Genomic DNA, 26,390 nt, shown 5'->3' with positions numbered 1-26,390 from the left:
CCGGATCTCGGGGACAAAATGTCTCTCATGGGACAATCCATCCGAACTGAGAGCCTTCGCGAGACATGATTCAGGCCTCGTCCTCGCGAGAGAAAGTCCCCGGATATAAAACGGTGGCTCTAAGGGGCCAACTCGCCCGTTCATGGCAATGATAGGGCTGTAATGTCTGAATGGGGCTATCTGAATGCGCTTCGGCATTGCTCTTGCTGAGCACAGGTCTCATGCAAACAACAACACCCAAGGAGTTAGTGTTAGTAACAGGAAGCAGTGGGCTCATTGGCGCTCGAACTGCCGATCGACTATCTGCTCAGTTTCGAGTGGCAGGATTGGATCGGCCCGGTGAACCGCATCCGCCGTCCTCAGCGGACAATATCCCTTGTGATCTCACCTCGGATGACAGCGTCGTCCAGGCCCTCACCATGGTTAAAGGGCGCTTTGGCTCGGATATCGCCGCGGTTGTTCATCTGGCCGCGTATTTCGATTTCTCGGGTGAGCCCAGTTCCAAGTACAGTGAAGTCACGGTCGAGGGGACTCGACGCCTGCTTCGCGCCCTGCATGCCCTCGGGTTCCGGGTGGCGCGATTCATCTTCTCCAGCACGATGCTCGTGCATAAACCCTGCGAACCAGGAGAAGCGATCACTGAGGAATGGCCGCTCGATCCCCGTTGGCCCTATCCGCAATCGAAAGTGGAGACGGAGCGGATGCTTGAGAAGGAACGGGGGAACTATCCGACGGCCGTCTTGCGAATCGCCGGGGTGTATGACGATGACTGTCAATCCATTCCGCTGGCACATCAAATCGAGCGGATCTACGAACGCCACATCACGAGCAAGATGTTTCCCGGTCATATTTCCCATGGCCAATCGTTTCTGCATCTCGAAGACCTGGTCGACGCGATTGTGCGCGTGCTCGAACGTCGCCGAACTTTGCCTGAGACGGCAGTGATGTTGTTGGGCGAACCGGAGCCGCTGACCTACGACGAATTACAGCATCGATTAGGACGATTGCTGCATGGCGAAGACTGGGACACCGTACGAATTCCGAAGATGATGGCGAAGACTGGCGCCTGGCTGCAGGGCGTGACGCCGCTGCTGGAGGATCCGTTTATTAAACCTTGGATGATCGATTTTGCCGACGATCATTATGCTTTGGACGTGAGCCGCGCCAAGGAGTGGCTCCATTGGGAGCCCCGGCATTCACTCCGGGACACGCTGCCGAAGATGATCGACGCGCTTAGACGAGACCCGGTGGCTTGGTATCGCGCTCATCACTTGAGCCTCCCCGCCGAACTGGAGGAAAAACGATGACGGGAACCGACTCTCTTCGACCCCCCGGATGGACGTATAACCCGTCGAGTTGGTCCGAACGTCTGTGGCTGATCGGAGTGGCGATTCTCGGGTTTCTCATTTCGGGGTATCTCGGATTGTATCAATGGGGGATCATCGAATCTGTCTGGGAACCGTGGTTTGAGCGGGGCAGCGAGACCGTGCTGCATTCGCCGCTGTCACGAGTGTTTCCGGTGCCGGATGCGATTCTCGGGGCGATGGCCTATGCGATCGACGCGGTGGCCGGTGCAATCGGTGGAACCATGCGTTGGAGAACCATGCCCTGGATGGTGATCCTGTTCGGGTTGGCGGTGGGGCCGTTGGGGTTGGTCAGTGTTTTGCTGGTGACAGCCCAGCCGCTTCTCTTGCACGCGTGGTGCACATTGTGTCTCTTGTCGGCCGTGATTTCCGTTGTGATGATCGGACCGGCGATGGACGAAGTGTTGGCCAGTCTGCAGGTCCTGAAACGGGCTAAAGAGCAGAGGAAAGCGGTGTGGACGACCTTTTGGAAAGGCGAGGGCAAGGCGGTATGGAGCGGATAATCATCCAAAGAAAGGCGGCCCAATCGTGTGGCCCCCGGCAGTGACCGGCATGCTCGGAGTCTGGTTGGCGGCGGCCCCGGATGTGATGGGGTATGGCGGCCATGCCCGCCTCAGCAACCAGTTCGTCGGGGTGTGGATGGCCACCTTCGGGGCGATCGCGATCTCGGAGTGCCTGCGAGCGGTGCAATGGGCCAATCTCGCGCTGGGTGTCTGGCTCGTCGCTGCGCCGTTTATTCTGGAGTATCCGGACGAACGAGCCTGCGGCAGCATCGTCGTCGGGATTGCGGCAATATCGCTGGCCTTGGTTCGAGCGCCTCTAAGAGAACGCTTCGGCGGAGGCTGGACGTCATTGTGGAGACAGGCTGAACGGTGAACTCGATAAGACCAAGGAGGTATACCTATGGGCGCTCCGGCACCAGTAAGAGAACCGGGTCGTAAAAAATCGCCAAAGCAGGAACCGCCGGAGGATCCTCCTCCGCGGCAAGACCCACCTACCGATGAGCCCCCACAAAAGGACCCGATCGATGGGAACCCACCGATGAAAGTGAGGTGACGTCATGGTCACGTTGCTCGTCGCCACTGTGCTGATAGGAATGATCATCACTGCATTGTATGCGTTCGGAGTGTTCAACACACCCTACACAGACGCCTTCAGGATTAGATTTTACCTGATCATACTTCTAGGGCTCGTGGCGGTCGTGCTGACGATCGGGCGGCATCCAATCGAGGGCTACGGCCACACGCCGGCCACGCCATAACCGAGGAGATTCAGCATGCCGAAAAAAAAGACTTTCGAAGAGACGCGCAAGACGAAACGAGAGGGAAAGGCTGCGACGACGCAAGCCGGTGCTTTCGTGAAAGAAGAGATTGAGCACATGAAAACCGGCAAACATCCGGTGAAGTCTCGTAAGCAGGCTGTGGCCATTGGGCTCTCGAAGGCGCGGAAGTCCGGAATCAAAGTTCCTCAACGCGCTTCGAATTCGAGGTCCACAAGGTCTCGCCGGAAGTCGAGGAGTTCAGCAAAGACGTGAGAAACCACATGTCGGCCGGGATGCGGGAGAAGGCAGTGTTCGTAGTAGCGAGGGAAATGGTCGGGCGTCAGGGAATGTATTCTCGGCCCGCTTCAGCTACGGCCGGCGAAGCGGAACGGAGAGCTTATCGCCTCTTGACCCTGGCGGGATTCACGATCGTCCTATTCACATCGGACGCCCTTGCCGTCTGCGCCGAAGCCATGAGGGAAGCAGCACATGCGATGCTGTCCGCTATAGCACCAGGCCGACCCCGCTCAGCAAACAGATCATGCCCCTCCTTGATGCGACGGCGGCATTGCACATTGATCTGGCCTGCTCATGGCTCGTCGGCGACCGGCTGGACAACATTGAAGTCGGCTGCTTGTTGGGGTGCAACACCATACTCTGTTTGAACGGGAGTGAGACTGACTGGGATATGACCGCCATGCGCTGGCCCCATTTCATTGTACGTGACATCTGGGAAACAGCCTGTCTGATCGTAAACGCAGGCGGTACATTCGTGGCATCGGTGTCCGATGAGGAATCCGACCAGGACGACTGACACGCCGTCCTAGTCGGCCGGGCTATCGCTGTACCGCTATGGCGTTGATACGATGTCGCGCTCCTCTGTTGTGACGCGCCTCCTCGCTCTCATGGTCCTTGTTCCGGTTGTTCCGGATTTGCTGATCCATGATCTCCCCGCAGGCGAAGCATCGCCAGGCGGGCGAGTCTTTCCTCATTAATCCGCCGCCCCAGTCCTGTAAGGCAATCGGGAACATCAAATTATTGCAACGATGACAGTGCATGGTGCGTCCTCCCGTTCGGTGGCATCAATGACACTTGTGATCGTAAGGAATAGCGCTCAGAGACATCACTAGGGGCAACCCTGGTTATTGACAATACTGGTCTTCATCGCCAGGGAACTACCTAGTAGTGCAATAGGCCATACGCCGGTAAATTCACACTCACGAACCATCCGCGAACGCTTCTCTCAACCACATGAGGTCTCACATGCGTACGTCACGAAGAAGGCGAATTGCCACAGCGGGGCTTCTGGGAGCGTCTGTTTTCGGCATCGCCATCGTGTCCGGGCTGGTATTTGTCGGGGCTCAAGGGCATGGCGAGGAGAAGCGGAACCAGCCACAATCCGCGATCGAAAAAGCAAAGGAAAAGGGGTTCGACGGTGTGGACTTTTCTTACGATCTGTTCGGGGCGCCATCCGGTCAATCGACGGCTCACATAGCGGAAGAAGTGATGAGGAAAGACATGGGCGATAAACCCAGGGTGATGGCCAATCACGCTGCGTTATTGCAGTCGCGCTATACGTTCGAATGTAAGACGCAAACAGGGGCCATCATGACAAAGGGGAAGCCGCAGCCAATCGGACCTACGGTACAGCTCAAGGAAGGCATGACCTGGGACAAGCTCTCGCACATAAGCCCGGAGGATATTCGCCGGCAGAAATTATTCCCATCCGGATTCATGCGTTTACCGCACGTCAAACATGAGGTCGGCGGCCAGGTGTTTCCTCAAAAGCAGGTGGAGCAATTTCCACGGCTTGAGCGTTTCGATGTAGACTTCGACCTCCCGGATTGTTTTCTTCCTGAATTTCCCCCGCCCATTTTCCTGACCACCCATCCAGAATTGGGCGACGTCTCGCAGGGAGAGGTGCTGAGCGCGGATAATTTTGATCGCCTTTTTCGCGGACTCATCACGCCCGTTCAGTTGGATGGTTTGAGAATGTTGGTGACCCAGTTCCCGCAGGAAGAATTCAACCTGACACCGGATCGGAAATCTCCCAAGCCGAGTCTGGGCGTGGCCTGCCTGGATTGCCATGTCAATTTTCACACCACCGGTCAATTTCATCTCAATCCGGACACCCGCCCTCAACGCGACCGGTTACGGCTGGATACGGTCAGTCTCAGGGGGATGTTCAATCAACAGGTTCACGGTTCAAAGCGAAGCTTGAGATCGATCGAGGACTTCACCGAATTCGAACAACGGACAGCCTATTTTAACGGCGATCCGATCCGCGCGATGAAGAAAGGAATGAACGTCATCGATCGTCTGCAGGTGGCACATATGGCGCAAATCCAGAACATGATCGATTTTCCTCCGGCGCCGAAACTGGATCCCATGACCGGGCGGTTGGATCGTGCACGGGCGAGTCAGCGAGAGATCGCAGGCGAGGACCTGTTCTTCGGGAAGGCGCACTGTGTCACCTGCCATCAGCCGCCGTCCTATACCGATCACATGCTCCACGATCTGTTTCTGGAACGATTCGGTGCCGAGGCCGATGGTCCGATCAAATCGTTCGCGTTACGGGGAATCAAGGATTCGCCGCCCTATCTCCACGATGGGCGATTGTTGACGTTGGAGGATACGGTTGAATTTTTTAACCTCGTGGCAGGCCTCCAACTCAATCGCGACGAAAAGTCTGCGCTGGTGGCGTTTATGCGCGCGCTGTAGTCCACGTCCGTCCGCAGCAGGCTGATAGTAGCCAAGGAGTCATATGGGAACTCATGCGCGTCTCAACCAACCTCGTGTCCTGGCCTTGATTCTTGCCGGCGGCAAGGGTGAACGATTGATGCCCTTGACGCAGGTACGCAGTAAACCCGCCGTGCCCTTCGGAGGCACGTACCGTCTCATCGATTTTGTCCTGAGTAATTTCTACAACTCCGGGATCACCGCCATGCATGTGATGGTCCAATACCGCTCGCAATCGTTGATCGAGCATCTCCGACGAGCCTGGCGCATCGGCGACGGTGACCGGCAGTTCGTCACGGTGGTGCCGCCGCAAATGAATTTGCATCGCGGCTGGTATGAAGGCACCGCGGATGCCGTGTACCAAAACCTCACCCTGATTCACGACTTCAATCCCGACATCGTCGCGGTGTTCGGAGCCGACCACATTTACCGTATGGACATCCGCCAGATGGTCCGTGCTCATCAGGAGCGGGAGGCCGAGGTGTCGGTCGCGACCCTGCCGGTTCCCCTGGCATCGGCGCAGGGGTTCGGTATCGTCGAGGTCGATCGGAACAGCAGGATCGTCGGATTTGAGGAGAAACCCTCTGATCCCAAAGGCCTCCCGGGACAACCGGATCGCGCCCTCTCGTCCATGGGCAACTATCTGTTCAATACGGACGTGTTGATCAGAGCCTTGGAGGAGAACGCGGAGAGAGAAGGATCGCATGACTTCGGGAAAGATATTCTTCCACGCCTCATCTGTCAGGAACGAGTGATGGCGTACAACTTTCAGGAGAACGAAATTCCCGGACTGGCGTACTACGAGGAGCCGGGGTATTGGCGGGATGTCGGGACCATTCCCGCCTATTGGCAAGCCAACATGGACCTGCTCGGGGACGCGCCGCTCAACGATTTGCGCAATCCGGAGTGGCCCATCCGGAGTGAGCCGTCATTCGGCCCTCCCGCCAGTGTAGTGAACTGCTATCTGGATCATGCGGTGGTCGGAGAGGGGAGCCGTTTGATCGAAGCGGACATTCGTCGCTGCATCATCGGTCGCCATGTGCGGATCGAAGCCGGTGCCCACATAGAAGATTCGGTCATTCTCGATCACGCCAGGATCGGCGCGAAGGCGCATCTGCGTCGAGTTGTGATCGACCGGAACAATGAAATTCCTGCCGGGGTCGAATTGGGGCATGGGGATCGTGAGGCCGGACCGAACGCTCCCTGGATGGCCTCCGATGTCATGGTGTTTCCCAAGCCGGACGTACGGACGGAGCTGTTCAAGCGCCGATTGTCGTCCCACTGAGAGCCGGCCGAGGTGCAACAGGTCATGCCGAGGATTCCTGTTTCGACCTATCGTCTCCAGTTCAACCACACCTTCACGTTCAAGGACGCCGCCGCCCTGGTGCCCTATCTGCACGCCTTGGGTATTACCGATTGTTATGCCTCTTCATTGCTCAAGGCGGCACCGGAAAGTATGCACGGATACGATCTGGTGGACCCCGGTACCTTGAATCCTGAGTTGGGAAGCGACGAGGATTTTGCCCTCTTCGCTGACGCGCTGAAACAACACGACATGGGGTTATTGGTCGATGTCGTCCCCAATCACATGGGCATCGGGACCCCGGACAACCGTTGGTGGTGGGATGTGCTCGAAAACGGTCCTGGCGCTCGCTACGCCGCGGCCTTCGACGTCGATTGGACTCCGTTGAAACGGGAACTCGAAGATAAGGTGCTGCTCCCCATTCTCGGCGAGCAGTATGGAACGGTGCTCGAGAACCAGGAGATCCGCCTGCAGTATGAGGAGGGAGGGTTCCTGGTGTCCTATTACCGGCAGCGGCTTCCTCTTGCTCCCACGTCCTGGGCGTCGATCCTGTCCTTCCGGCTCACCGAGCTTATCGAACTCCTGGGATCAGGGCATGCAGCCGTCCTCGAACTGCAAAGCATTCTGACCGCGCTGTCTCATTTGCCGCCGGGCCGGGAACGTGTTCCGGAAAAAGTCGCCGAGCGCTATCGGGAAACAGAAATTGTCAGGAGACGGTTGGCTGCGGTGATCATGGATTGCCGGGAAGTGCATGCGCATGTCCTGGCCAACGTGGCGGCCTATAACGGCACGAAAGGTCTGTCGGCAAGCTTCGACAAACTCGACGCTCTGCTGAACGAACAAAGTTACAGGCTCGCGTCCTGGCGTGTGGCGTCGGAGGAGATCAATTATCGGCGATTTTTCGACGTCAATGAATTGGCCGCCATCAGGACCGAAGAGGAATCTGTCTTCACTGAGTCTCACCGGCTGATCTTCCGTTTGCTTAAGCGAGGGATAGCGACCGGCCTGCGGATCGACCATGTCGATGGGTTGTACGATCCGGAGCATTATCTGCAGCAGCTGCAAGCCTGGGCGGCTGCAGAATTGCCTCGGGAGCGCGACAAAGACACGCCCTCGCTATTCGTCCTGGTCGAGAAGATCCTGGGTGAAGGCGAACAGCTTCCCCGCAGCTGGCCCGTCGCCGGTACCACCGGCTATGACTTTCTCAATCTGGTGAATGGATTGTTTGTCCGGGCGGACCAAGAACAGGCGATGGAGGCGTTGTATGCGCGCTTTACCGGAGAGCGGCGACCCTATCGTGACTTGGTGTACCAGTCCAAGAAACTGATCATGCGGGCCTCCATGTCCAGCGAACTCAATGTGCTCGGTCACCAATTGAATCGACTTTCCGAGCGGGACCGGCACTACCGGGACTTTACCCTCAACAGCCTGACCCATGCCGTCCGTGAAATCATTGCCTGTTTTCCGGTCTACCGCTCGTATCTGACGACCCACCGCGAGGCTCCGCTCGACCGCGATCAGGCCTATATCGTGCTGGCTGTCGCCAGGGCCAAACGGCGCAATCCAACGCTGAACGGTCAGATATTCGATTTCGTCCGCGACCTGCTCGTGGGAAAGCTGGACCCGTCCACAGGATTGACGAAGGAGGAGCAGATCCGGTTCGTCACGAAGTTTCAACAGACGACAGGTCCGGTGATGGCCAAGGGAGTCGAGGACACGGCCTTCTATGTCTACAACCGACTGATCTCGCTCAATGAGGTGGGGGGAGATCCGGCTCATTTCGGCTCCTCCGTGGAGGCGTTTCACGAGGCCATTCGCGAACGCCGTGCCGGCTGGCCCTACTCAATGTCGGCAACCTCAACCCATGACACGAAACGTGGCGAAGATGTGCGCGCTCGAATCAATGTGCTCCCGGAACTTCGAGAGCGTTGGAGCAAGGCCATCGCCCGCTGGGCCAGGCTCAATAGGCGCTACAGGTCGGAGGTCGAAGAGGCGCCTGCTCCCGATCGCAATGACGAATATCTCTTGTACCAGACATTGGTGGGGGCCTGGCCGCTGATGACGATGGATGAGGTCCGGTACGAAGAGTTTGTGACGCGCATTGAGCGGTACATGATCAAGGCTGCTCGAGAAGCGAAGACGCACACCAGTTGGATCAATCCCCACCCGGATTACGAAGCTGCGCTGTGCCGGTTCATTCGTGCCATCTTGTCATCGCGGGAAGCCAATCCGTTTCTGAACGACTTTCTGCCGTTTCAGGCGATGGTCGCTCGATATGGCATGTACAACGGCTTGTCGCAGTTGTTGGTGAAGGTGGCCGCACCCGGTGTTCCGGACTGTTACCAGGGCGCAGAATTATGGGAATTGAATCTTGTCGATCCGGACAACCGCCGTCCGGTGGAGTACGCGCTTCGCGCCAGGATGTTGAAGGAGTTCGATCGAGCCGCAACAAACGAGGCGGGCGATCGTATCGAGTTTCTCCGTTGTCTCGCGGAATCATGGCAAGACGGGCGACTGAAACTATTTATCCTGCAGGCGGCACTGCGCCACAGGCGAGCGTATCCGGATCTGTATCTGGATGGTGACTACGTTCCGCTAAACTGCGAGGGCCCTCACCAGTTCCACCTCTGCGCATTCGCGCGATTGCACCAGGATCAAGCGGTGGTAGCCGTCGCTCCGCGTTTCATGGCCGGATCGGCCGCGACGAGAGACGAGGGCAGACCTGATGACACCTGGCGGGACACGTGGTTGACGGTTCCGTCCTGGAAAGCCGGATCAGCCTATGAGCACCTGTTCACCGGAGAACGGTTCGAGACGGTCAACCGGGGCGAGCGCCAGGTACTGCCTGTCGGGCAAGTCCTGAAACATTGTCCTGTGGCCCTGCTGATTCGCTCAGACTGATTCTTCTCCCGCCGACAGAATTTCTAGGGGCCTTCCTAGCTGTTCCTCTCGACCTCGGGCGTTATGACTAAGAGTACGAGGTCAACGTGTCTGCCTCAGAGCATCGCATATCAACACAAGGAGGGTTTCTCATGGCGTTACATACAGGGCGACGATTGCTGGCGGCTTCTACGATAGAGGGCACACCCGTACAGAATCAGGCGGGAGAAGATCTGGGAGAGATCAATGAACTGATGATCGATCTCGAAAAGGGACGCATTGCTTATGCGGTGCTCTCGTTCGGCGGCTTTCTTGGGTTGGGCGACAAACTGTTCGCACTTCCCTGGGAGGCCCTGACGATGTCCGCGGGGGGAGATTTCTTCATTTTGAACGTGTCCAGGGAACGGCTGGAACAGGCCGAAGGGTTTGATAAGGATCGTTGGCCGGATATGGCGGATACCGCCTGGGGTGAGCGCCTCCACACCTATTATGGCTACAAGCCCTACTGGTGAGACGTTCATCTGAGTTTCTCAGGCAACGGTAGCACACCTGCAAGAAGGAGAATCTAATGATGCGACAAATAGCCATTTACGCCGGAACGATTGCTCTCTTACTCGCTACGAGTTCACCGGGATTCACGCAAGGATCCAGGGAAGGCGGGACATCCGATTCCACCATGGGGAAGGGTGCAGGAACGTCCACCCCGAGAGAAACGATCAATCCCGACAAGAAAACAGATCTGACCGGTGGAAAACAGGGAGTGCCTGAAGAATATGCGGATACACCGGTTCGACAGGGAAAACTCGAAGAGGAGAAAGGGAGCAAATACGCCAATGCTTCTGTGTACAATACACAGGGCGCCGAGATCGGCAAGATTCATCAAGTCTTGAAGGACACGAAGACCGGTGACATCGAATACGTCGTGTTCGTGCCCAACGAATCGAAGCGGCCGATTCCCATTCGCTGGAGTCAGTTTGTGACGAAGGGCGACAAACTTCAGTTGAATCTCAAGAAAGAAGACATTCAAAATCCGGTGTCCATGAACAGCAGCAAGGACATGTCGCCGGATATCAAGCACTATATGGATAAGATGGAACAGGTTCGCGAAGCGCCCTCCGCTCCCGGTAATCCCGGCATTCCAGGGCAGAAGGGGCCGGGTGCAACCGGGCCGATGGGTGAAGAAAGCGTGGGCGGTGGTGGCCCGAGTGGAACCAGTGGATTACCTCCCGGACAGGCCCCTGGATTCGAAGGCGGCCATCCGAGCAGCAAGCGCTAGTTCGACACCTTGTGTGAAGTGATACAGGGCAGGCTCTTGTGAGAGAGCCTGCCCTTTCCTTTTTGGGATAGAGTGGCATGATACACATGGTTCCGGGCAGCTGATATGCGGATATGCCAGCCCGGCAAGGAGGGAACGCGCGATGCAGCGTGTGGTGATCGTCGGGGGAGGGTTCGGGGGCTTGGCTGCTGCCAGAGCGCTCGAAGGGGCGGCGGCTCAAGTTGTACTCGTGGATCGCGTTAATCACCATCTCTTTCAGCCGCTGCTCTACCAGGTCGCGACTGCGGCGTTGTCACCGGCTGATATCGCCTGGCCGCTCCGGACGCTGTTTCGAGGACAGCAGAACATCCGGATTACGCTGGGGGAGGTCACCAAGATCGATCGAGCGGCGCGTTGCGTCCTGCTCTCCGAGACCGCGCCGATTCCCTATGACCGACTGATCCTGGCGCCTGGTGCGCGACATGCCTACTTTGGCCATGAAGATTGGGAGATGCATGCCCCGGGGCTGAAAACCATTCCCGATGCCTTGGAGCTTCGCGAGCGGATGTTGATGGCCTTTGAGCAGGCCCAACAGGCGGGTGACGCGCAGCGTGCGAGCGACTATCTCACCTTCGTCATTGTCGGAGGCGGGCCAACCGGAGTCGAGCTGGCCGGCGCGCTTATGGAGATCGGACGGAGGGCGATGGCGCCGGATTTTCCGGTGTTGCATCGGGCGGAGTTTCGGGTGATCTTAATCGAGGGTGGAGGCCGCATACTCGAGGCTTTCCCGCCTGATTTGTCCGGGAAGGCGCAGATGGCATTGGAGGCGCTCGGGGTCACCGTCATGGTGAACTGCCGGGTCCATGACGTAACCGGGCACGGGGTCTTGGCCGGCGCGCAATTCATTCGAACCGCCAATGTGCTCTGGGCAGCAGGGAACATCGCGTCGCCGATATTGCGATCGTTGGATGTGCCGTTGGATCAGACCGGGCGCGTCCGCGTCGAGCGAGATCTCAGTCTGCCGGGTGATCCGTGGACGTTTGTCATCGGCGATGCCGCGCATTGCGAGTCTCCCGAAGGGCGCGCTCTGCCGGGCGTGGCGCCGGTCGCGATGCAGGAAGGTTGCTATGTAGCCGGGTTGATTGCCCACGACATCCGGAAGGAGCATCGCCGGTTCTTTCGCTACAGGGATCGTGGCATGTTAGCCACCATCGGCAGAGCCAAGGCCGTGGCCCGATTCGGACCTGTGTCGTCTTCGGGCCTGGTCGCCTGGCTGGCCTGGTCTTTCATCCATATATTTTTTTTGATCGGCTTCCGGAACCGGTTTCGGGTGATGGTGGAATGGATCTGGTACTACATCACGTTCAAGCCCGGTGCACGATTGATCTATGGGAAGCCGCGGGGATTGCGCGAAGAGGGAGCCGGGGAGGCGAATGGGCTGCCCTGAGCCAGGAGTCCTATCGCTTCACTGCACGCAGGCCGATCACCAATTCATAATCCCGGTCCCAATGGTCCAATTCCTCGCGACGCAATTCCGAGGAGATCAGTCCTTGCAAGCTTGCTGTCGCGGCTAAGACATTGCCATAGGTGGTGACCGTCACATCGTCGGGCCGAAAAACTTCTTCGAACAGCCTTCGTGCCGACAAGGAGGTGAAGCGCCAGAACTCCCCCCAATTGTCCATGTCATAGCGGGAGATCTGGGTGATACCGGGAAACACCAGCAGGGCGACGCCCCCGGGGTTGAGAATGCGTGCCACAGTCCTGATCGCCGCCCGCACATCGAAGATAAATTGCAGGGTGAAGGTGAGAATAATGCAATCGAAACTGTCGGAGGGGATGTGATCCGCTTTGGTCAGATCCGCGCAGATCGTGGCGCCGGGAGTGTCGGGGTGAAGATGGAGGACCTCCGACACCGTGACCTTCTCCGCACCGAATTGCCGGGTATATCGATCGTCTCCGATTTCCAACACCCTGCCGCGAATATCCGCGCGACAGGCCGGTAGAAAGTGCTGCTCGGTATAATACCGATCGATCGGTTGTCCCGCCTGCCAACCGAAGTCCCGACGGATAGGATGCGGGCGGCGCAGAGAATTTGCCCACCGCCAGTCGAGTCCCAATCCTGACTGTTCACCGAGGAACGTGACTCGCACTTGCTGATAGAGGGAAGGGCCCAGGATCGTCCTGACGAGTCCCTTCAACGGCCATGCGAGGATCGACACGAAGGTTCCGCGTGCACTCATGGGCACACCTCGGCGACGTGGTGATTCAGTAAGAGGCGTCGAGTCCCGGAGTGAAGGGTTCAACATAGCATGCTCTCTTTCGTCATGGAAGATAGCCTACCTGGTCCTAGCTGGAGGATTTCCAGATGACGGTGGTGGCGGGGGACCCGGACGTGGAGGCTTCTCGGGGTCGATCGCCATCTTGGGGTCGACGACCGGTGGAGGCACGACGGCTTCGGGCGCCGGCGGAGGCAGATGCTCCGGTTGTTTGAGGATCCCAGGGTCAGTTTGGGATGGCGGCGCCGGGGGCGCCAGGCCAGGCTTGGGCAAAGGGGGAGCGGACTCAGCAGGCGGCAACGCGGGCCCGGGGTCGGCAGTGGCCACACCTGCAGCCGGCAGATAAAGGAGAAGCGCCGCGATAAGAAGCTGTGCCGATGTTTTTCTCATGGCTGATTCTCCCCATAATTCAAGCCGATCGCTGTGAGGCTAGTGGTCCGCTCATCCTGACAGCCCGGGACTCTCATGAACGCCGTTTGCGCCGACCGCTTGATGGGGTCTGGCGTGCCGCTGTTGGCTTCGACCCTGGCATCACCTTCGCCACTGTTTGTTCGACTGTGCCGATCACTCTGCCCAGAATCTTTCCGACGGCGCGGCCCACCTTTTTGGCCTGTCCGCGTGAGGTCGAAGCCTTTTTGGTCAGCGCAACGGTTTTCTTGGCCCTCTGCTTCTTGAGTTCTGTGGCCACGCCGGAGGCTCGTCGTGGCTTCCGTTCGATGACATGAGTGGAGGGCTCGATCTCGCGCTGTTTGGCGCGTCGCACCTTCGAACTGCTCTTTTTGCGGGCCTGCATTTTTTTCTCAACGATTCTCTTCATGTTCCCTCCCTATGATCTAGTGCCCATCCTTGACCCTGGGTGATATCTGCTCGATGATCCAGGTCGGACCGTCGGGGTACAAACTACCTTCAAAGCGGACAAACGCCGGCGCGTCCTTCTTAATCAGCCAAAAATGATATTCAGGAAGCGTTCTTCTGACTAAGGAGGCAAGCGCGCTCATAAACCATCCCAGCTTCGGTGTTAAGAGGTAATGCGCGGCCGTGGCCTTCACTTCCTTCCGGTTGGTGTTCCGCGTTTCTTCATGCTCGACCAGCTTCAAATCGAGTTCATAAATTTTCGGCTCCGGGTTGAAGACCACCATGTGGATGGAGGCACCGCTTCTGCCGCGCAGGTTCTTTAACGCTGTAATGGTCATGCCGTTATAGATATCCGCCGGCAGATCTATGCGACCGGAAATCGTCTGTTCGGTTTTCGCCTGCTCGTGCCGGCGCACCTGGTACTGCCCCGTCTCTCCGTTGAGCGAAATCGTCAGGGGTTCAGGGAACGCCGGTCCTCGCTGGTTCAATTGATAGCTCAACATGGCCAGATGCTTCTTTTGCGAAAAGGTGACCGTTTCGTCATAGAGGGATCCGTCGGTGAAGCGAAACGTGAGACGACTGGCCAACCGATCGGCCCCTGTCGTCAACTGGCTCAATTCCCCATCGGCGAGCTTCTTGCCATCCATGCTTTTCAGCGTGACGAATCCCTCGCTGACACCCTCGGGGTAGATGACTTCAATCGGTGCGGCAAGGAGCTCGTTCGTGGCAATGAGGCACATTCCGGCGCGGGCCAGTGTTAACAGAGCAAGCCTTCGGCCGAACGATGAGGAAGTCGACTGATCTTGCTGAGGTTGCCAAAGCCGCATTGCCACACGCCGAGCCTATCGAACCTCAGCAGATTGCGATACTGGAGATCTACCTAGTCTTAGTCCCACCGGCTGCGGGCGTGAAATGGCATGCCCTTCCGGCGATACATTCACTCTTAGCCGGCAGTCTTTGAGGATCGGTAAGCAATGGCCGGGTAAATACTCGCCGTTCCGGACAGCACATCCAGGGATTTTACTAGGACGAGTCATATCACCACTGTCTTATAAGGAGACACCATGAGTGATTGGCTGAGGCGGTGTTGTGAAAGAGCAGAGAGACGCGATATGGCCGTTATGCATCGAAGAGGAGTCCGTAAGGTGGCCCGAGTGCTCGCATGTGGCTTGGGCCTCGTTCTCTGTGGCCTTGGAGGGAATATTGCGCAGGGAGAGGACCCGACTCCCATTGCCGGGGAAGAGTTTCGGACGACTCTGTTCGGGGAAGAGATCTATGTGCCGCCCCGCGATCGGAGGAGTGTCACGGCGGCAAGTTTCGGGGTTCAGGCGATTCCGAACGGGCCGAGTCAAATGGAGATGCTGCCGTTCGGCGCCCTCTATGTGTGGCGTAATTGGGACGACGACAACCGACGGCTCCGCGGCACGTTCTCCGGAGTGGTCAATGACGTGGATTACACGATCGGCCTGCGGGAGTATCCCAACTGGTCGCTGATCTTCACCTGGGACAATTTCATTCTTCCCATGGGACGTTCGGAATATGTCCAGGGTCAGCGCCAACGGGGAACGGAATTGGAATGGAGTTATGCTTTTGCCGGGGCAGGGTTAGGGTATCGATTGCCCGTGCATCCGTTTCGACAGGACAGCGCCGTCAACATGTCCCTTACGTATGAAGCGGGCTATCGGTGGTTCAAAGGAACCGGCCATACCTCTGCCCAGTATGGTGTGCCCAAAGACACGTATGAGGGACGTATCCATTTTCGAATCCGCGCCGATGCGTTAAAGCGAAACTTGATGGAACTGCCCCACGAAGGGTTCACCATGGGGGGAGATCTGATTCACGGCCACCGGGCGAAGTGGGATCGATGGGGTGGGGCGCCGTTCGACACGCCCGATTTCACGAAAGAGCAGACGTACCTTCAAGCCAGCGCCTATGCATTGGTGGCCACCGGGCTTCCGTTCATTGAGAGCGAGAAGCACCGGCTCGTGACCAGTGTACATGGAGGTATCGGCAAGGATTTGGATCGGTTTTCAGCTTTTCGGTTGCCGGGAAGGCCGACGGGATATGAATGGGAAGCCATCTCGCTCCCCATGATCCACGGTGTCGCCTTCAACGAGCTGTTCCCGACACGTTATGCCGTCGCCAATCTGCAGTATCGATATGAAGCCTTGTTCTTCCTGTATCCATACCTTGAAGCCACATGGGGGCTGGTCGAGCGTCCGGTCTTCACGAGCAACGGCGCGGTCAAAAATATTACGGATTCCATGCCGGCCCTTGGGGGCGGGCTGGTCACCGGTGCCCCTTGGAAATCGCAAGTCGAGCTGAATTACACGTATAATTTCGGCATTTATCGCGATCCAGGAGGAGCGCCGCCGACCAAGGGCGGCCATGGAATCATTTTTTTCTGGTCGAAAGAGCTCTAACCGGAGAAAGCCCCTCGCTATCGTCGCGTGAGGGTGGTAGGATTTTCCATCCATTCCTGGCCACCTTCTCATCTCAGCCCGGAGCACACCCATGAAACCAAGAGTTCTCATCGCCGACGATCATACGCTCGTTGCTGAAGGTGTCGAAAAACTCCTGGAGCATGACTTCCAGTTATGCGGCCGGGTTGCGGACGGCCGGGCCCTCGTGCGAGCCGTCGAGAAAGAGAAGCCGGACATTGCGCTGGTAGACATCGCGCTTCCCCTGCTCAATGGGCTCGATGCCTGCCGCCAGATCAAGAAATCCACCCCGGAAGTCAAGCTGCTGGTGCTCACCATGCATGGCGAGCAGTATTTTGTCACGGAGGCGTTTCGCGCCGGCGTGTCCGGTTATGTGCTGAAGCAGTCTGTCGCGGAAGAGTTGGTGTTTGCGATCAAGGAAGTGCTGAAGGGGCGACTGTACGTCTCCCCGAGTGTGGCGGAAAATCTGGTCGAGCAGGCGCTGAATCCTGCTGAACCGGGCCCGGCACGTTCCGCAACGTCGAACGACAAGTTGAGTGCGCGCCAGAGGGAAGTGCTTCAATTGATCGCGGAAGGCCAATCCACCAAGGAGATTGCATCGACTCTGAACGTGTCGATCAAGACCGTCGAGTTTCACAAGACCCGCATCATGAAACAACTCGGCGTCCACAGCACTGCCGAACTCACCAAACATGCCATCACGATCGGCTTGATCGCGATGCCGCAGCAGCCGACTGTCCCCGGGCCTCACGTCTGAGGGTTCAGGGATGTTGGTCGTCCAGCTTGGTGAGGCCCTGTGACAGGGCGAACCTCGTCAATTCCGCGGTGGTGCGGATGCCCAGGCGCCTCGTGATATTGCCCTTGTGGAATTCCACCGCCTTGGTCGACACCTGCATCGTGGCCGCAATCTCCTTCGTGGAAAACCCCTTCGTGAGAAGTTGCAACACCTCCTGTTGGCGCGGCGTCAGTTTGGAGGAGAATCCTTCCGGCTTCACCCACGGCGTTTCAATGGCATCCTGCACCTCCAGGGAGAGCTGCGGGGAGATATAGCGCTGATTCTTGAGGGCGGCATTCAGCGCCGACAGGAGCTCGGTGGAAGCCGACTGTTTGAGCACATAGCCGGAGGCGCCCAGTTCGAATGCCTGCGAAATGTAAAACGGTTCGCTCATCATCGTGACAAAAATCAGTTTCGCCCGGGGTACTGCGGCACGCAGCTGTTTCGTGACATCCAGGCCGTTCATGGTCGGCATGGAGATATCGAGCATGATGATATCGGGAGCCAGCCCCGGCGCGATGTTCAGAAGCTCTTGACCGTTTTCGGCCGTGCCGACGACTTCGAATTCCGGCTCGAGAAGTTGGCGATAGGCCTCCAACACGATGCTGTGGTCATCGGCGATGACGAGACGTGCTTTTGACACAGGATTCCTACCTCCGTACCTGCTGCGTTCCGATAGGCGATTCAGGAACATACACTCCTGAACGGTCTCAGAATAGCAGGCTCTCTTCGTCTTTACACCTATAGCTGCCGGATAAGTCTTAACGACCCCCCACGGCTCCCCCGATATTCATTCTCTCATACCACGAGACCTCTGGTCGCGCTCCTAGGAAACTCCCCGGCATCGGTCCACGCCAGGGCATCACCTAGTGGGGGAGGAACCGGCTCGGTGATAGGGTGTCCTTCATCGTCGGACGACGTCAGGTGATGCATACGTGATGTAATGGAGGGACACATGAGGAAGATCGACCCGTATACAGCAAAATCCTACGATCTGTTCGGATTGTCAGGCATTTCAGATCACAGTCTCGCGGTTCATTTCGGGCTGTACGAAGGGTATGTCAAGGCGGCGAATTCGTTGCGAGCCCGCTTACATGAGATACTCAGCGACGGGACGGTGGATCAAGAAGAAATGCCGGCCTACTCCGAACTGACGAGGCGCCTGGGGTTTGAATATAACGGAATGATCCTGCACGAATATTACTTCGGCAATCTCAGACGAGGAGGAATGGATCGTCCGGCGGACGGGTCGCCGTTCGGCCAGGCAGTCGAGCGGACCTTCGGGAGTTATGATCGTTGGAAGACGGACTTTTGCAGTGTGGGCATGTTGCGAGGTGTGGGCTGGGCGATCTGCAATATCGATCCCTCCACCGGCCTTGTCTCCAACCATTGGGTCTCGCTGCATGAGCATGGAAATGTTGCCGGCTTCCTGCCGATCCTCGTCATGGATGTGTGGGAACATGCGTACTTGCTGGATTATCAACCGCAGGAGCGGAAGCAGTATATCGAGGCATTCTTCAGCAACATCTCTTGGAGCGCGGTAGAGGAGCGACTGCAGGCCGCCTGTTCGGCCCCGGTCGTCCCGCGATGAGGAGGTGACTATGAAACTGCTCGTCATCAGACCCGATCCAGATCCGCAACCGCCCGATCCGGCTCCTTTCCCCGGGCCGGACCCAGGCCCGTTTCCTCCGCAACCCTTTCCCCCTCCGATTCCGCCTCTGCCGACCAGGCCGCCCATTCCACAGCTCCTGGAACCGGAGTTCATGTGCCGGGACCCCGTCCCTGTGGTTTCGGAGATGGCCTAGAGACATCGCTAGTGGGCGGGAAGCACTGTGCGTGAGATGATACCACTTGTCACTGTGCTGAACGGCAGCATGCGCTCGAACAAACCGCCACGAGGAGGCACCGCATGGATTCCCATGAGAAGGTCATGACGATCCGTCGGTGGATCCATCCCGAGGAGCGGATCACGGTGGATTTTGAGGATGAGCGTGACTTGAATGCCGAAGTGATCGAGTGTGAAAGCCAAACCGTCACGCTCCTGCTCGAAACCGCATTCCCGCATTACAAACAGCACCTCACGCTTCCTTTAAGCATAGTCTCGATCGGTGAAGACAAAACGAAATACACCAGAAATCCGGATAAGCCGGTTGAGTATGGCAGACTTCGACTCACGGTGCATGAAGTTCGTCCGCAGGCGGTTTAGTGTGTGTGAGTGAAAGAGGGAGGTCTGGAATGAAACACGAAGGTCCTAGAACAATGGAGGAGGCCAGGGCGAGACGAGACCGGTCCAGTTTATACCTGGAGTCCACGCTGGATGAGCAGTTGGGGTTGCTCCCGGGCGAGGCTCGGAAGGTGAAGAGCGCGATGAGCTCCGCGGTTACGGTGGCCTCTCCTAAGACAAGTCTGAAGGAGGCGATGTCGATGATGACCTCGCTTAACGTGCCGGTCGTCGTGGTGTATGACGGCAGACGGCTGGTCGGAATGCTCACTGATCGAGACATCGGCTTGAACCGCCGAGTGCAGGAAGCCCCTCAAGATGCCCCCATTTCTGGATTCATGAGAACGTCTGTGCCCTGCTGTCTGGAAGATGATTTGCTGGCGGACGCGATTTCGGTCATGCACGGGTCGCAGTCGGACTGGTTACCGGTGATGAATCGCCACGAACAGCTGGTCGGAGTGCTTTCCGTCCACGCCTCCTAGTGTGAATCAAAAAAACGCTTCGGTTTCCAGGGCAGTTGAATTGCCTGTCCAGGGTTCCTCCTAGTACGTCTCCGGGGCCATCTGCCTCTACTCTACGCACAGGCAAATTGAGATCCATGAGAGAGGAGAACAGGTCATGCCGTTTGATACAACCGGAAAACAAGTCGGTCTGTTTCTCTCGCTGGCCGCTTGCGCATTGGTGGTCGGTACCCAGTCGAAGGGCCTGCTTCAACCGGCCACCGACCGTGGTCCGGGCGTCGAGCCGGCCGCCGGGCTGGGGTTAGAGTCCGCTTTGCCCCATCTGCGTGTAGATCTTGCGGCCCCATAACAACCCGATGGTTCGCGAACATCATTGTTAGCCCGTGAAAGGAGTCGTTATGAAACCGGCCAAGCCCCAGGTGTCGATCATCAAGGATGTGCAAACAATCAGAGAACGCGCGCGTCAACATATCGAAGAGGGAGCGATGACGTTCGACTACAAAGCCGATCGGGAAACCGTCATCAAATTATTGAATGAAGCGCTGGCCACCGAAATCGTCTGCGTGCTGCGGTATAGACGGCACTATTTCATGGCAGAGGGCATGAACGCGGAAAGCGTGAAGTCTGAATTTCTGGCCCACGCAGGCGAGGAGCAGGCGCATGCGGATCAGCTGGCCGAACGTATCGTCCAACTGGGCGGTGAACCGAACCTTTCACCGGAGGGCTTGGCCGACCGCAGCCATTCCGAATATATCGAGGGTGAGAATCTAGAAGACATGATCAAGGAGGATCTGGTGGCGGAGCGAATCGCGATCGAGAGTTATCGGGACATGATCGCCTTCGTCGGCAGCGATGATCCGACCACGCGCAGGTTGCTGGAAGAAATTCTGATGAAAGAAGAAGAGCATGCCGAAGATCTGGTCAGTCTCCTGAAATGACCCGGTTTCCCACGACGGTTGCCTCGGTTCACCCTGTGATTGAAACGGAGACATGATGAAGGTATGGCCGGGCCGACCCTATCCGCTGGGAGCCACGTGGGACGGGGAGGGGGTCAATTTCGCTCTCTTTTCGGAGAATGCCACGTCGGTGGAGTTGTGCCTGTTCGATGGGCCGGATGCTTCGAAAGAATCCCACCGGATTCGGCTGGAGGAACGGACCAATCAAACCTGGCACGCCTACCTGCCGGAGGGTCGCCCCGGCCTCCATTACGGTTATCGTGTGGATGGGCCCTATGAGCCCGGCGCCGGGCATCGATTCAACCCCTCTAAGCTGCTGATCGATCCCTATGCCAAATCCATCGCCGACACGATCCGATTGTCCGATCGCATGTTCGGATATCGCATCGGCGACCCGGAGGGAGATCTGGCGAGGGACGATCGCGACAATGCCGACGAGAGTCCGAAGTGTGTGGTGATCGATCAAGCATTCAGCTGGGGAGGCGACCATCTGCTCCGTACACCCTGGTCGAAGACGGTCATCTACGAAGTGCATGTCAAAGGATTTACCGCTCGTCATCCGGATGTGCCGGAGCATTTGCGCGGTACCTACGCCGGACTCTCGACCCCGCCCGTCATCGAATATTTGCAGGGGCTGGGTGTGACAGCCGTCGAGCTTCTCCCGGTACACCATGCGGTGCAGGACAAACATTTGACCGACCAGGGACTCACGAACTATTGGGGGTATAACACCATCGGGTTCTTCGCGCCGGACATGCGGTATGCCCTGTCTCCGGTTCGAGGCCGGCATGTGCGTGAATTTAAGACGATGGTCAAGACGTTACACAGCGCCGGTATCGAGGTGATTCTTGACGTGGTCTATAACCACACCGCTGAGGGCAACCATCTCGGGCCGACGCTGTCGTTTCGCGGAATCGACAATGCCGCCTATTACAGGCTGATGGGCGACGATCCGCGTTACTACATGGATTACACCGGCTGTGGAAACAGCCTGAATGTGCGTCATCCGAGAACGCTGCAGTTGATTATGGACAGTTTGCGGTATTGGGTGCTGGACATGCATGTAGACGGGTTCCGGTTCGATCTGGCCTCCACGCTTGCCCGTGAACTGCATGAGGTGGATCGCCTCAGCGCCTTCTTCGATATCATTCACCAGGACCCGGTGCTGTCGCAGGTGAAGCTGATTGCCGAACCCTGGGATCTCGGGGCGGGCGGATACCAGGTCGGTAATTTCCCTGTCGGCTGGGCTGAATGGAACGGAAAGTACCGTGATGCGATCCGCCGGTATTGGAAGGGAGACGGAGGGCAGGTTGCCGAGCTGGCATATCGGCTTTCCGGCAGCAGCGATCTCTACGAGATGAGCGGGCGACGCCCGTTTGCCAGCATCAACTTCATCACAGCGCATGACGGATTCAGCTTGCAGGATCTTGTGTCCTACAACGAAAAACATAATGAGGCCAACGGCGAGAATAACCAGGACGGCCATAACGACAATTTGAGCTGGAACTGCGGGGCGGAAGGACCGACTGAGGATCGGGACGTGCTGGAACTCCGTCGTCGCCAGAAACGCAACATGTTGGCCACTCTGCTCCTCTCGCAGGGGGTGCCGATGTTGTGCGGCGGTGATGAGATCGGCCGGACGCAGCTCGGGAACAATAATGCCTACTGTCAGGACAATGAAATCAGTTGGCACAACTGGGACCTCAGCCGGGAGAACCGGACCTTGCTGACGTTCGTCCGCCGGCTCATTGCCTTGCGGCAGGACCATCCGGTGTTTCGTCGCCGGCGTTTCTTTCAAGGGCGGCGGATCCACGGGTCCGACATCACAGACATTGTCTGGTTGCACTCGGACGGCAAAGAAATGGATGAGGCCGATTGGAATCAGGGGCACTTGAGAGCCATCGGCCTCGTCCTCGCCGGCGACGCCATCGAAGAAAAGGATGCACGAGGCAACGCCATCGTCGACGATACGGTTGTCTTACTCTTCAACGCCCATCATGAATCTATTCCATTTGTCCTGCCGGCATGCGATGAGCGCACCTCCTGGGTCCTGATGTTGGATACCTGCGATCCTACACCTCGTCGATCGAGCGCTGTATTCAAGGGCGGCGAGCCATACACCATCGAAGCCCGCTCCATGGCGATCCTTTGCCGGGAGTCTGTACACGGCGCGTGATCCTTCCGCACCCGGGCCGACTGCCCTTATTCACGAACAACGTCATGTCTATGTTTGTGCCGGCCGGCTGATCGGCCGAGCCGAGTGTGCTCGACCTCATCATCGTGCGAAGGAATAGATGAAGTACGTATATGCGGATGCGATCGTCCGGGGTAAGCCGCTGTAAAAACTAGGGGTATGTCCAGTCCTGGCCGGAAGCCCTGAGAGATATAACAAGCATGTACAGCATGGAGGCGCCGATGAAACATCTGAAATTCAAAGGAGTCAAGCAGACGGTCGTCGTCAGGACCGGTGAAGATGACGGCAGGAACACCGTCGTGCTTTACCGTGGCGGCAGGACCGGCTTGGCTTTCCGGACCCCGGATCATCGGGTGTTTCGAGAGGCCGCCCAGCAAAGGCGAGGCGGAGATGCGGCGATATCAGCGTCGCCTGCTTCCGCAGCGATGACATCACAACAAGGAGGATCACGATGAATACCGATCAATTCAAAGGAAAGTGGGTGCAGTTCAAAGGCGAAGTGAAAAAACAGTGGGGCACGCTCACTGACGACGACCTGATGCAGGTCGAAGGCGATTACGACAAATTTGTCGGGCGGGTCCAGGAACGCTACGGCGACAAGAAGGAAGAAGTGGTGAAATGGGCCGACGACTGGTACGCGCAACAGGGCAAGCCGCGCACCGAAGGACGCCAGGCTCAACCCCAGCGTTGACGGTGGGCCTGTCTTCATTGAATATCAGATCAATCATACATAACAAGCATAACAAGGAGCACTCGAGATGAAAAAAATTATTGCGATGGCGTTGATGTCCGGAGTCCTGGCGAGTCCCGCCTGGGCATTGTTCGAAACCAACAAGCAGTTGGCCTCCACTGCGACGGTCACGCTTGAAGACGCCGTCCGGCACGCGTTGAAGGCGGTGCCGGGTAAGGCTGTCGAAGCGGAGATCGGAAAGGAGGACGGCCGAACCGTCTACGAAGTGGAGATCGTCGACGCCAACAACAAGACGCAGAAGGTGTATGTCGATGCGCAGAGTGGTCAAACGAAAATCGATCACTAGATGGAGACGGGCGTGCCGGCCGCGCAGGCCGGCGCGCGCCACGCGATGTAGCGGAGGAGAGAGGCCATGAAACTCAGGATGAGGCTGCTTTCGATGACTCTGACAGGCATGGTCCTGACATCGGGTCTGAGCCAGGCCGGCGACCGATCCTTCGGCAGCACACATGGGGCTGACGAACACCCGGGCACTGTCACGGTGGCAGTCAACCAGGACCAGTTACAAGGAAAATGGAAACAGTTCAAGGGGGAATTGAAGCAGAAGTGGGGTGACTTTACCGACGACGATCTCCTGGCGATCGAAGGAAGCGTCGATAAACTGGAAGGTAAGATCCAGGAGCGATACGGCGACCGGCGCGAGGATGTCAAGCGCTGGGTCGATGAATGGTTCGACACCCACGGCACTCAACGAGAGCAAACGTCCTCATGATGCCCTACACGACACATTCAGAGAGGAGTGAACAATGAAAACAGTTTCCCCTTCGATACTTATGGTTGTATTGGGGTTGACACTCGCAGTCGGCAGCATGGCCGCCCCCACGGGTGCGCAGGCTGCGGACGATAAAGGGCTGTTTGAGCAAATCGATATCGGGCTGCTCTCCATCGGTGGTCGCGCCACCTATGTCGATCCTAAAGACGGGTCGAGCCGCTGGTTCGGAGGCGGGCAGGTGCGGCTCCACCCGTCCCGGTACTTCGCATTTGAAGGTTCGGTGGATTATCGCAGGAATGATATCGGCGACACACGGGTGCACAGCTATCCGGTGATGGTGTCGGCGTTGATCTATCCCCTGGGTACCACAAGGCTGGCTCCGTTTCTGTTGGGCGGTGGCGGCTGGCACTACACGACGGTGAAAGGACCGGGCGGGTTCGACGACACGCAGAACCGGTTCGGCGCGCATGCCGGTGGCGGTCTGCAATTCTTCTTCAATAAGCACGTCTCGATCGATAGCACCTATCGCTACATCTGGCTGGAAAAGATTGAGTCTCGAGACCAGAACATCGTGGACAAGAAGTTCCAGGACAATGGTCACATGGTCACGGTCGGCCTCAACTTCCATTTCTAGGGTGTGGCTATGGTTCGATCTGTGATTCTGGATAACAGGCGGAGACGGTCTGGATCGGGCATGACTCTGAGAGGAGTCCGAAGGGAATGATCCCTCCATGGAAGGTGGTGCTCCTCGCGTGTGTGACCTGCGCGTTCGTTGCGGCGGGGGCGGCGGCCGCCGGCTCCGATGAGTATATCGCGGGCTATGCGGCCGCTACCCTGGAGCACGAGTTTCACCTTTCTGGAGCGGTGATAGAAGTAGACAGTGGCGCCGTCACCGTACAGGTCAAACGATTGGGAGGAGAAGACCCTTCCAAGATCGTCAGAGCGTTAGAGCAGATACCCGGCGTGGTGAGGGCCGATGTTCAGGCGGGGAAAGAGCCGGTGCCGTCGTCGGGGGGCACCGCAGCGCGGGCGGTGACGCCGGAAGCAGAATCAAAGTTCCTGCCGCGGGGATTGCTCGTGGATCCCCTGCACGCGGACCTGAGGTGGCCACACTTCGGCGCGGCCTATCACAATCTTTCATCCGGGAAGGAATTTGCCAGCGCGTTCGGTGAATCGTTTGCCTTCTACCGGAACGCCGCTCCGTTCGACGGACAATGGGAATTGGGGATGCAGGCGGGGGTGTTCGGCGTCTTCGATACGGAGAAACGGTCCATCGATTTGATCAATGCCGACTATATGGTCGGGTTATTGGCCAGTTATCGCGCGGATAAACTCTCCGGGTTCTTCCGGGTTCGTCACCAGAGTTCGCATTTAGGCGATGAGTTTCTCCTCAACAATGCCCAGGTCGCCAGAATCAATCTGAGTTATGAAGAGATCGATCTCAAGGTGTCGTATGACCTGACGACATGGCTGAGAGTCTACGGTGGGGTCGGTACCATCGTCAGAAAGGATCCCAGCACCCTCGGCCGGGAAACGAGCCAGGGAGGAGTCGAGTTCAAGAGTCCCTGGTTGTTCTTCGGCGGCAAGGTGCGGCCGGTCGTCTATGCGGATTTTCAAGCCAACGCTCGCACGAATTGGAATGTCGCCCAATCGATCATGGGAGGGTTGCAGTTTGAGAATGCCCGGATCGGCGATAGAAAGCTCCAGGTCTTAGCCGAATACTTTTCCGGCCCCAGTCCGGACGGACAACTGTTCACACAAAAAGTCGAATGGATCGGAATGGGAGTCCATCTCTGGTTCTGATCCAAGCCTGCGATGAGCGGCCCGTTTTTCTGATGAGAGGACCGGCGGTAGAAACGTATCGAGCTGTGCCGCTCGCCTTCTCGGTGGGACCCGTGGTGCTTATGGGTGTTCGTTCGGTTCCGCAACTCCGTCATGAAAGACGG

At 57.7% G+C, this 26,390-nt stretch carries 30 protein-coding genes; 26 read left to right on the top strand and 4 right to left on the bottom strand.

What is annotated here, in order from left to right; genetic code table 11:
• Window positions 1-248 precede the first annotated feature (248 nt).
• From NSND_RS05275 to NSND_RS05215, 12 genes are all read left to right on the top strand, one after another.
• A complete protein-coding gene (locus NSND_RS05275; protein ID WP_235000178.1) occupies window positions 249-1,307 on the top strand; it encodes an NAD-dependent epimerase/dehydratase family protein in 1,059 nt (352 codons plus the stop codon).
• Window positions 1,304-1,867 carry a vitamin K epoxide reductase family protein gene (locus NSND_RS05270; RefSeq protein WP_080877994.1) on the top strand — a complete coding sequence of 188 codons (564 nt, stop codon included), beginning with the start codon at window positions 1,304-1,306 and terminating at the stop codon, window positions 1,865-1,867. Before NSND_RS05275 ends, NSND_RS05270 begins: the two co-directional genes overlap by 4 nt.
• 25 nt (window positions 1,868-1,892) lie before the next feature.
• Window positions 1,893-2,240, top strand: coding sequence for an SPW repeat domain-containing protein (locus NSND_RS05265; RefSeq protein ID WP_080877993.1), 348 nt, complete (start codon window positions 1,893-1,895; stop codon window positions 2,238-2,240).
• A 184-nt stretch (window positions 2,241-2,424) separates the two neighbouring features.
• Complete coding sequence (locus NSND_RS05260) at window positions 2,425-2,625, top strand: hypothetical protein (protein WP_080877992.1); 201 nt, start codon at window positions 2,425-2,427, stop codon at window positions 2,623-2,625.
• Window positions 2,626-2,640: 15 nt separating this feature from the next.
• On the top strand, window positions 2,641-2,898 hold the full coding sequence (locus tag NSND_RS22070; protein ID WP_080877991.1) for a DUF6496 domain-containing protein: 258 nt from the start codon (window positions 2,641-2,643) through the stop codon (window positions 2,896-2,898).
• A 268-nt stretch (window positions 2,899-3,166) separates the two neighbouring features.
• Window positions 3,167-3,439, top strand: a complete 273-nt coding sequence (locus NSND_RS05250; RefSeq protein WP_080877990.1) for an HAD hydrolase-like protein — start codon at window positions 3,167-3,169, stop codon at window positions 3,437-3,439.
• Between the two features lie 449 nt (window positions 3,440-3,888).
• Entirely contained in the window at window positions 3,889-5,346 is a 1,458-nt protein-coding gene (locus NSND_RS05240) for a cytochrome B6 (protein ID WP_080877988.1), read from the top strand.
• Between the two features lie 43 nt (window positions 5,347-5,389).
• Window positions 5,390-6,649 (top strand): glucose-1-phosphate adenylyltransferase, encoded by a 1,260-nt coding sequence (glgC, locus tag NSND_RS05235; RefSeq protein WP_080877987.1) that lies wholly within the window; start codon window positions 5,390-5,392, stop codon window positions 6,647-6,649.
• 24 nt (window positions 6,650-6,673) lie between these two features.
• Window positions 6,674-9,568, top strand: coding sequence for a malto-oligosyltrehalose synthase (gene treY / locus NSND_RS05230; RefSeq protein ID WP_080880819.1), 2,895 nt, complete (start codon window positions 6,674-6,676; stop codon window positions 9,566-9,568).
• A 131-nt stretch (window positions 9,569-9,699) separates the two neighbouring features.
• Window positions 9,700-10,059 carry a PRC-barrel domain-containing protein gene (locus NSND_RS05225; protein WP_080877986.1) on the top strand — a complete coding sequence of 120 codons (360 nt, stop codon included), beginning with the start codon at window positions 9,700-9,702 and terminating at the stop codon, window positions 10,057-10,059.
• A 56-nt stretch (window positions 10,060-10,115) separates the two neighbouring features.
• A complete protein-coding gene (locus NSND_RS05220) occupies window positions 10,116-10,823 on the top strand; it encodes a PRC-barrel domain-containing protein (protein WP_080877985.1) in 708 nt (235 codons plus the stop codon).
• A gap of 142 nt (window positions 10,824-10,965) precedes the next feature.
• Window positions 10,966-12,249: an NAD(P)/FAD-dependent oxidoreductase gene (locus tag NSND_RS05215; RefSeq protein ID WP_080877984.1), complete on the top strand. Its 1,284-nt coding sequence runs from the start codon at window positions 10,966-10,968 to the stop codon at window positions 12,247-12,249.
• Window positions 12,250-12,259: 10 nt separating this feature from the next.
• Here NSND_RS05215 and NSND_RS05210 read toward each other — a convergent pair whose 3' ends face one another.
• From NSND_RS05210 to NSND_RS05200, 3 genes are all read right to left on the bottom strand, one after another.
• Complete coding sequence (locus NSND_RS05210; RefSeq protein WP_080877983.1) at window positions 12,260-13,042, bottom strand: class I SAM-dependent methyltransferase; 783 nt, start codon at window positions 13,040-13,042, stop codon at window positions 12,260-12,262.
• Between the two features lie 499 nt (window positions 13,043-13,541).
• Window positions 13,542-13,895, bottom strand: coding sequence for a hypothetical protein (locus NSND_RS05205; protein WP_080877982.1), 354 nt, complete (start codon window positions 13,893-13,895; stop codon window positions 13,542-13,544).
• A gap of 16 nt (window positions 13,896-13,911) precedes the next feature.
• Window positions 13,912-14,673 carry a hypothetical protein gene (locus tag NSND_RS05200; RefSeq protein ID WP_080877981.1) on the bottom strand — a complete coding sequence of 254 codons (762 nt, stop codon included), beginning with the start codon at window positions 14,671-14,673 and terminating at the stop codon, window positions 13,912-13,914.
• Between the two features lie 405 nt (window positions 14,674-15,078).
• Between NSND_RS05200 and NSND_RS05190 the strand changes: the two genes are divergently transcribed.
• Window positions 15,079-16,356 (top strand): hypothetical protein, encoded by a 1,278-nt coding sequence (locus NSND_RS05190; RefSeq protein ID WP_080877979.1) that lies wholly within the window; start codon window positions 15,079-15,081, stop codon window positions 16,354-16,356.
• 91 nt (window positions 16,357-16,447) lie between these two features.
• Window positions 16,448-17,131, top strand: coding sequence for a response regulator (locus tag NSND_RS05185; RefSeq protein WP_080877978.1), 684 nt, complete (start codon window positions 16,448-16,450; stop codon window positions 17,129-17,131).
• Between the two features lie 4 nt (window positions 17,132-17,135).
• On the opposite strand, the gene NSND_RS05180 is transcribed toward NSND_RS05185, so the two are convergent.
• Window positions 17,136-17,792, bottom strand: a complete 657-nt coding sequence (locus NSND_RS05180; protein ID WP_159450643.1) for a response regulator — start codon at window positions 17,790-17,792, stop codon at window positions 17,136-17,138.
• A 312-nt stretch (window positions 17,793-18,104) separates the two neighbouring features.
• On the opposite strand from NSND_RS05180, the gene NSND_RS05175 reads away from it, so the two are divergent.
• The 12 genes from NSND_RS05175 to NSND_RS05120 all read left to right on the top strand — a co-directional run bounded on the left by NSND_RS05175 (window position 18,105) and on the right by NSND_RS05120 (window position 26,247).
• Window positions 18,105-18,740, top strand: coding sequence for a superoxide dismutase (locus NSND_RS05175; protein ID WP_080877976.1), 636 nt, complete (start codon window positions 18,105-18,107; stop codon window positions 18,738-18,740).
• A 10-nt stretch (window positions 18,741-18,750) separates the two neighbouring features.
• A complete protein-coding gene (locus tag NSND_RS20875; RefSeq protein ID WP_143833415.1) occupies window positions 18,751-18,954 on the top strand; it encodes a hypothetical protein in 204 nt (67 codons plus the stop codon).
• Between the two features lie 104 nt (window positions 18,955-19,058).
• Window positions 19,059-19,355, top strand: a complete 297-nt coding sequence (locus NSND_RS05170; protein WP_080877975.1) for a hypothetical protein — start codon at window positions 19,059-19,061, stop codon at window positions 19,353-19,355.
• A 29-nt stretch (window positions 19,356-19,384) separates the two neighbouring features.
• Window positions 19,385-19,852: a CBS domain-containing protein gene (locus NSND_RS05165; protein ID WP_080877974.1), complete on the top strand. Its 468-nt coding sequence runs from the start codon at window positions 19,385-19,387 to the stop codon at window positions 19,850-19,852.
• A gap of 136 nt (window positions 19,853-19,988) precedes the next feature.
• Entirely contained in the window at window positions 19,989-20,180 is a 192-nt protein-coding gene (locus NSND_RS05160) for a hypothetical protein (protein WP_080877973.1), read from the top strand.
• Window positions 20,181-20,229: 49 nt separating this feature from the next.
• Window positions 20,230-20,769 carry a ferritin-like domain-containing protein gene (locus tag NSND_RS05155; protein ID WP_080877972.1) on the top strand — a complete coding sequence of 180 codons (540 nt, stop codon included), beginning with the start codon at window positions 20,230-20,232 and terminating at the stop codon, window positions 20,767-20,769.
• Between the two features lie 55 nt (window positions 20,770-20,824).
• Window positions 20,825-22,963, top strand: a complete 2,139-nt coding sequence (gene glgX, locus NSND_RS05150; protein ID WP_143833653.1) for a glycogen debranching protein GlgX — start codon at window positions 20,825-20,827, stop codon at window positions 22,961-22,963.
• Between the two features lie 469 nt (window positions 22,964-23,432).
• Window positions 23,433-23,672: a CsbD family protein gene (locus NSND_RS05140; protein ID WP_080877969.1), complete on the top strand. Its 240-nt coding sequence runs from the start codon at window positions 23,433-23,435 to the stop codon at window positions 23,670-23,672.
• A gap of 67 nt (window positions 23,673-23,739) precedes the next feature.
• Window positions 23,740-24,018, top strand: a complete 279-nt coding sequence (locus NSND_RS05135; RefSeq protein ID WP_080877968.1) for a PepSY domain-containing protein — start codon at window positions 23,740-23,742, stop codon at window positions 24,016-24,018.
• A gap of 195 nt (window positions 24,019-24,213) precedes the next feature.
• Window positions 24,214-24,444 (top strand): CsbD family protein, encoded by a 231-nt coding sequence (locus NSND_RS22065; protein ID WP_369974241.1) that lies wholly within the window; start codon window positions 24,214-24,216, stop codon window positions 24,442-24,444.
• 34 nt (window positions 24,445-24,478) lie between these two features.
• On the top strand, window positions 24,479-25,078 hold the full coding sequence (locus tag NSND_RS05125; RefSeq protein WP_080877967.1) for an outer membrane protein: 600 nt from the start codon (window positions 24,479-24,481) through the stop codon (window positions 25,076-25,078).
• Window positions 25,079-25,164: 86 nt separating this feature from the next.
• Window positions 25,165-26,247, top strand: coding sequence for a DUF1207 domain-containing protein (locus tag NSND_RS05120; RefSeq protein ID WP_080877966.1), 1,083 nt, complete (start codon window positions 25,165-25,167; stop codon window positions 26,245-26,247).
• Window positions 26,248-26,390: the final 143 nt, after the last annotated feature.

It is taken from the genome of Nitrospira sp. ND1 (assembly GCF_900170025.1).
GTDB lineage: Bacteria > Nitrospirota > Nitrospiria > Nitrospirales > Nitrospiraceae > Nitrospira_A.
This window is presented reverse-complemented; position numbering and strand designations above follow the sequence as displayed.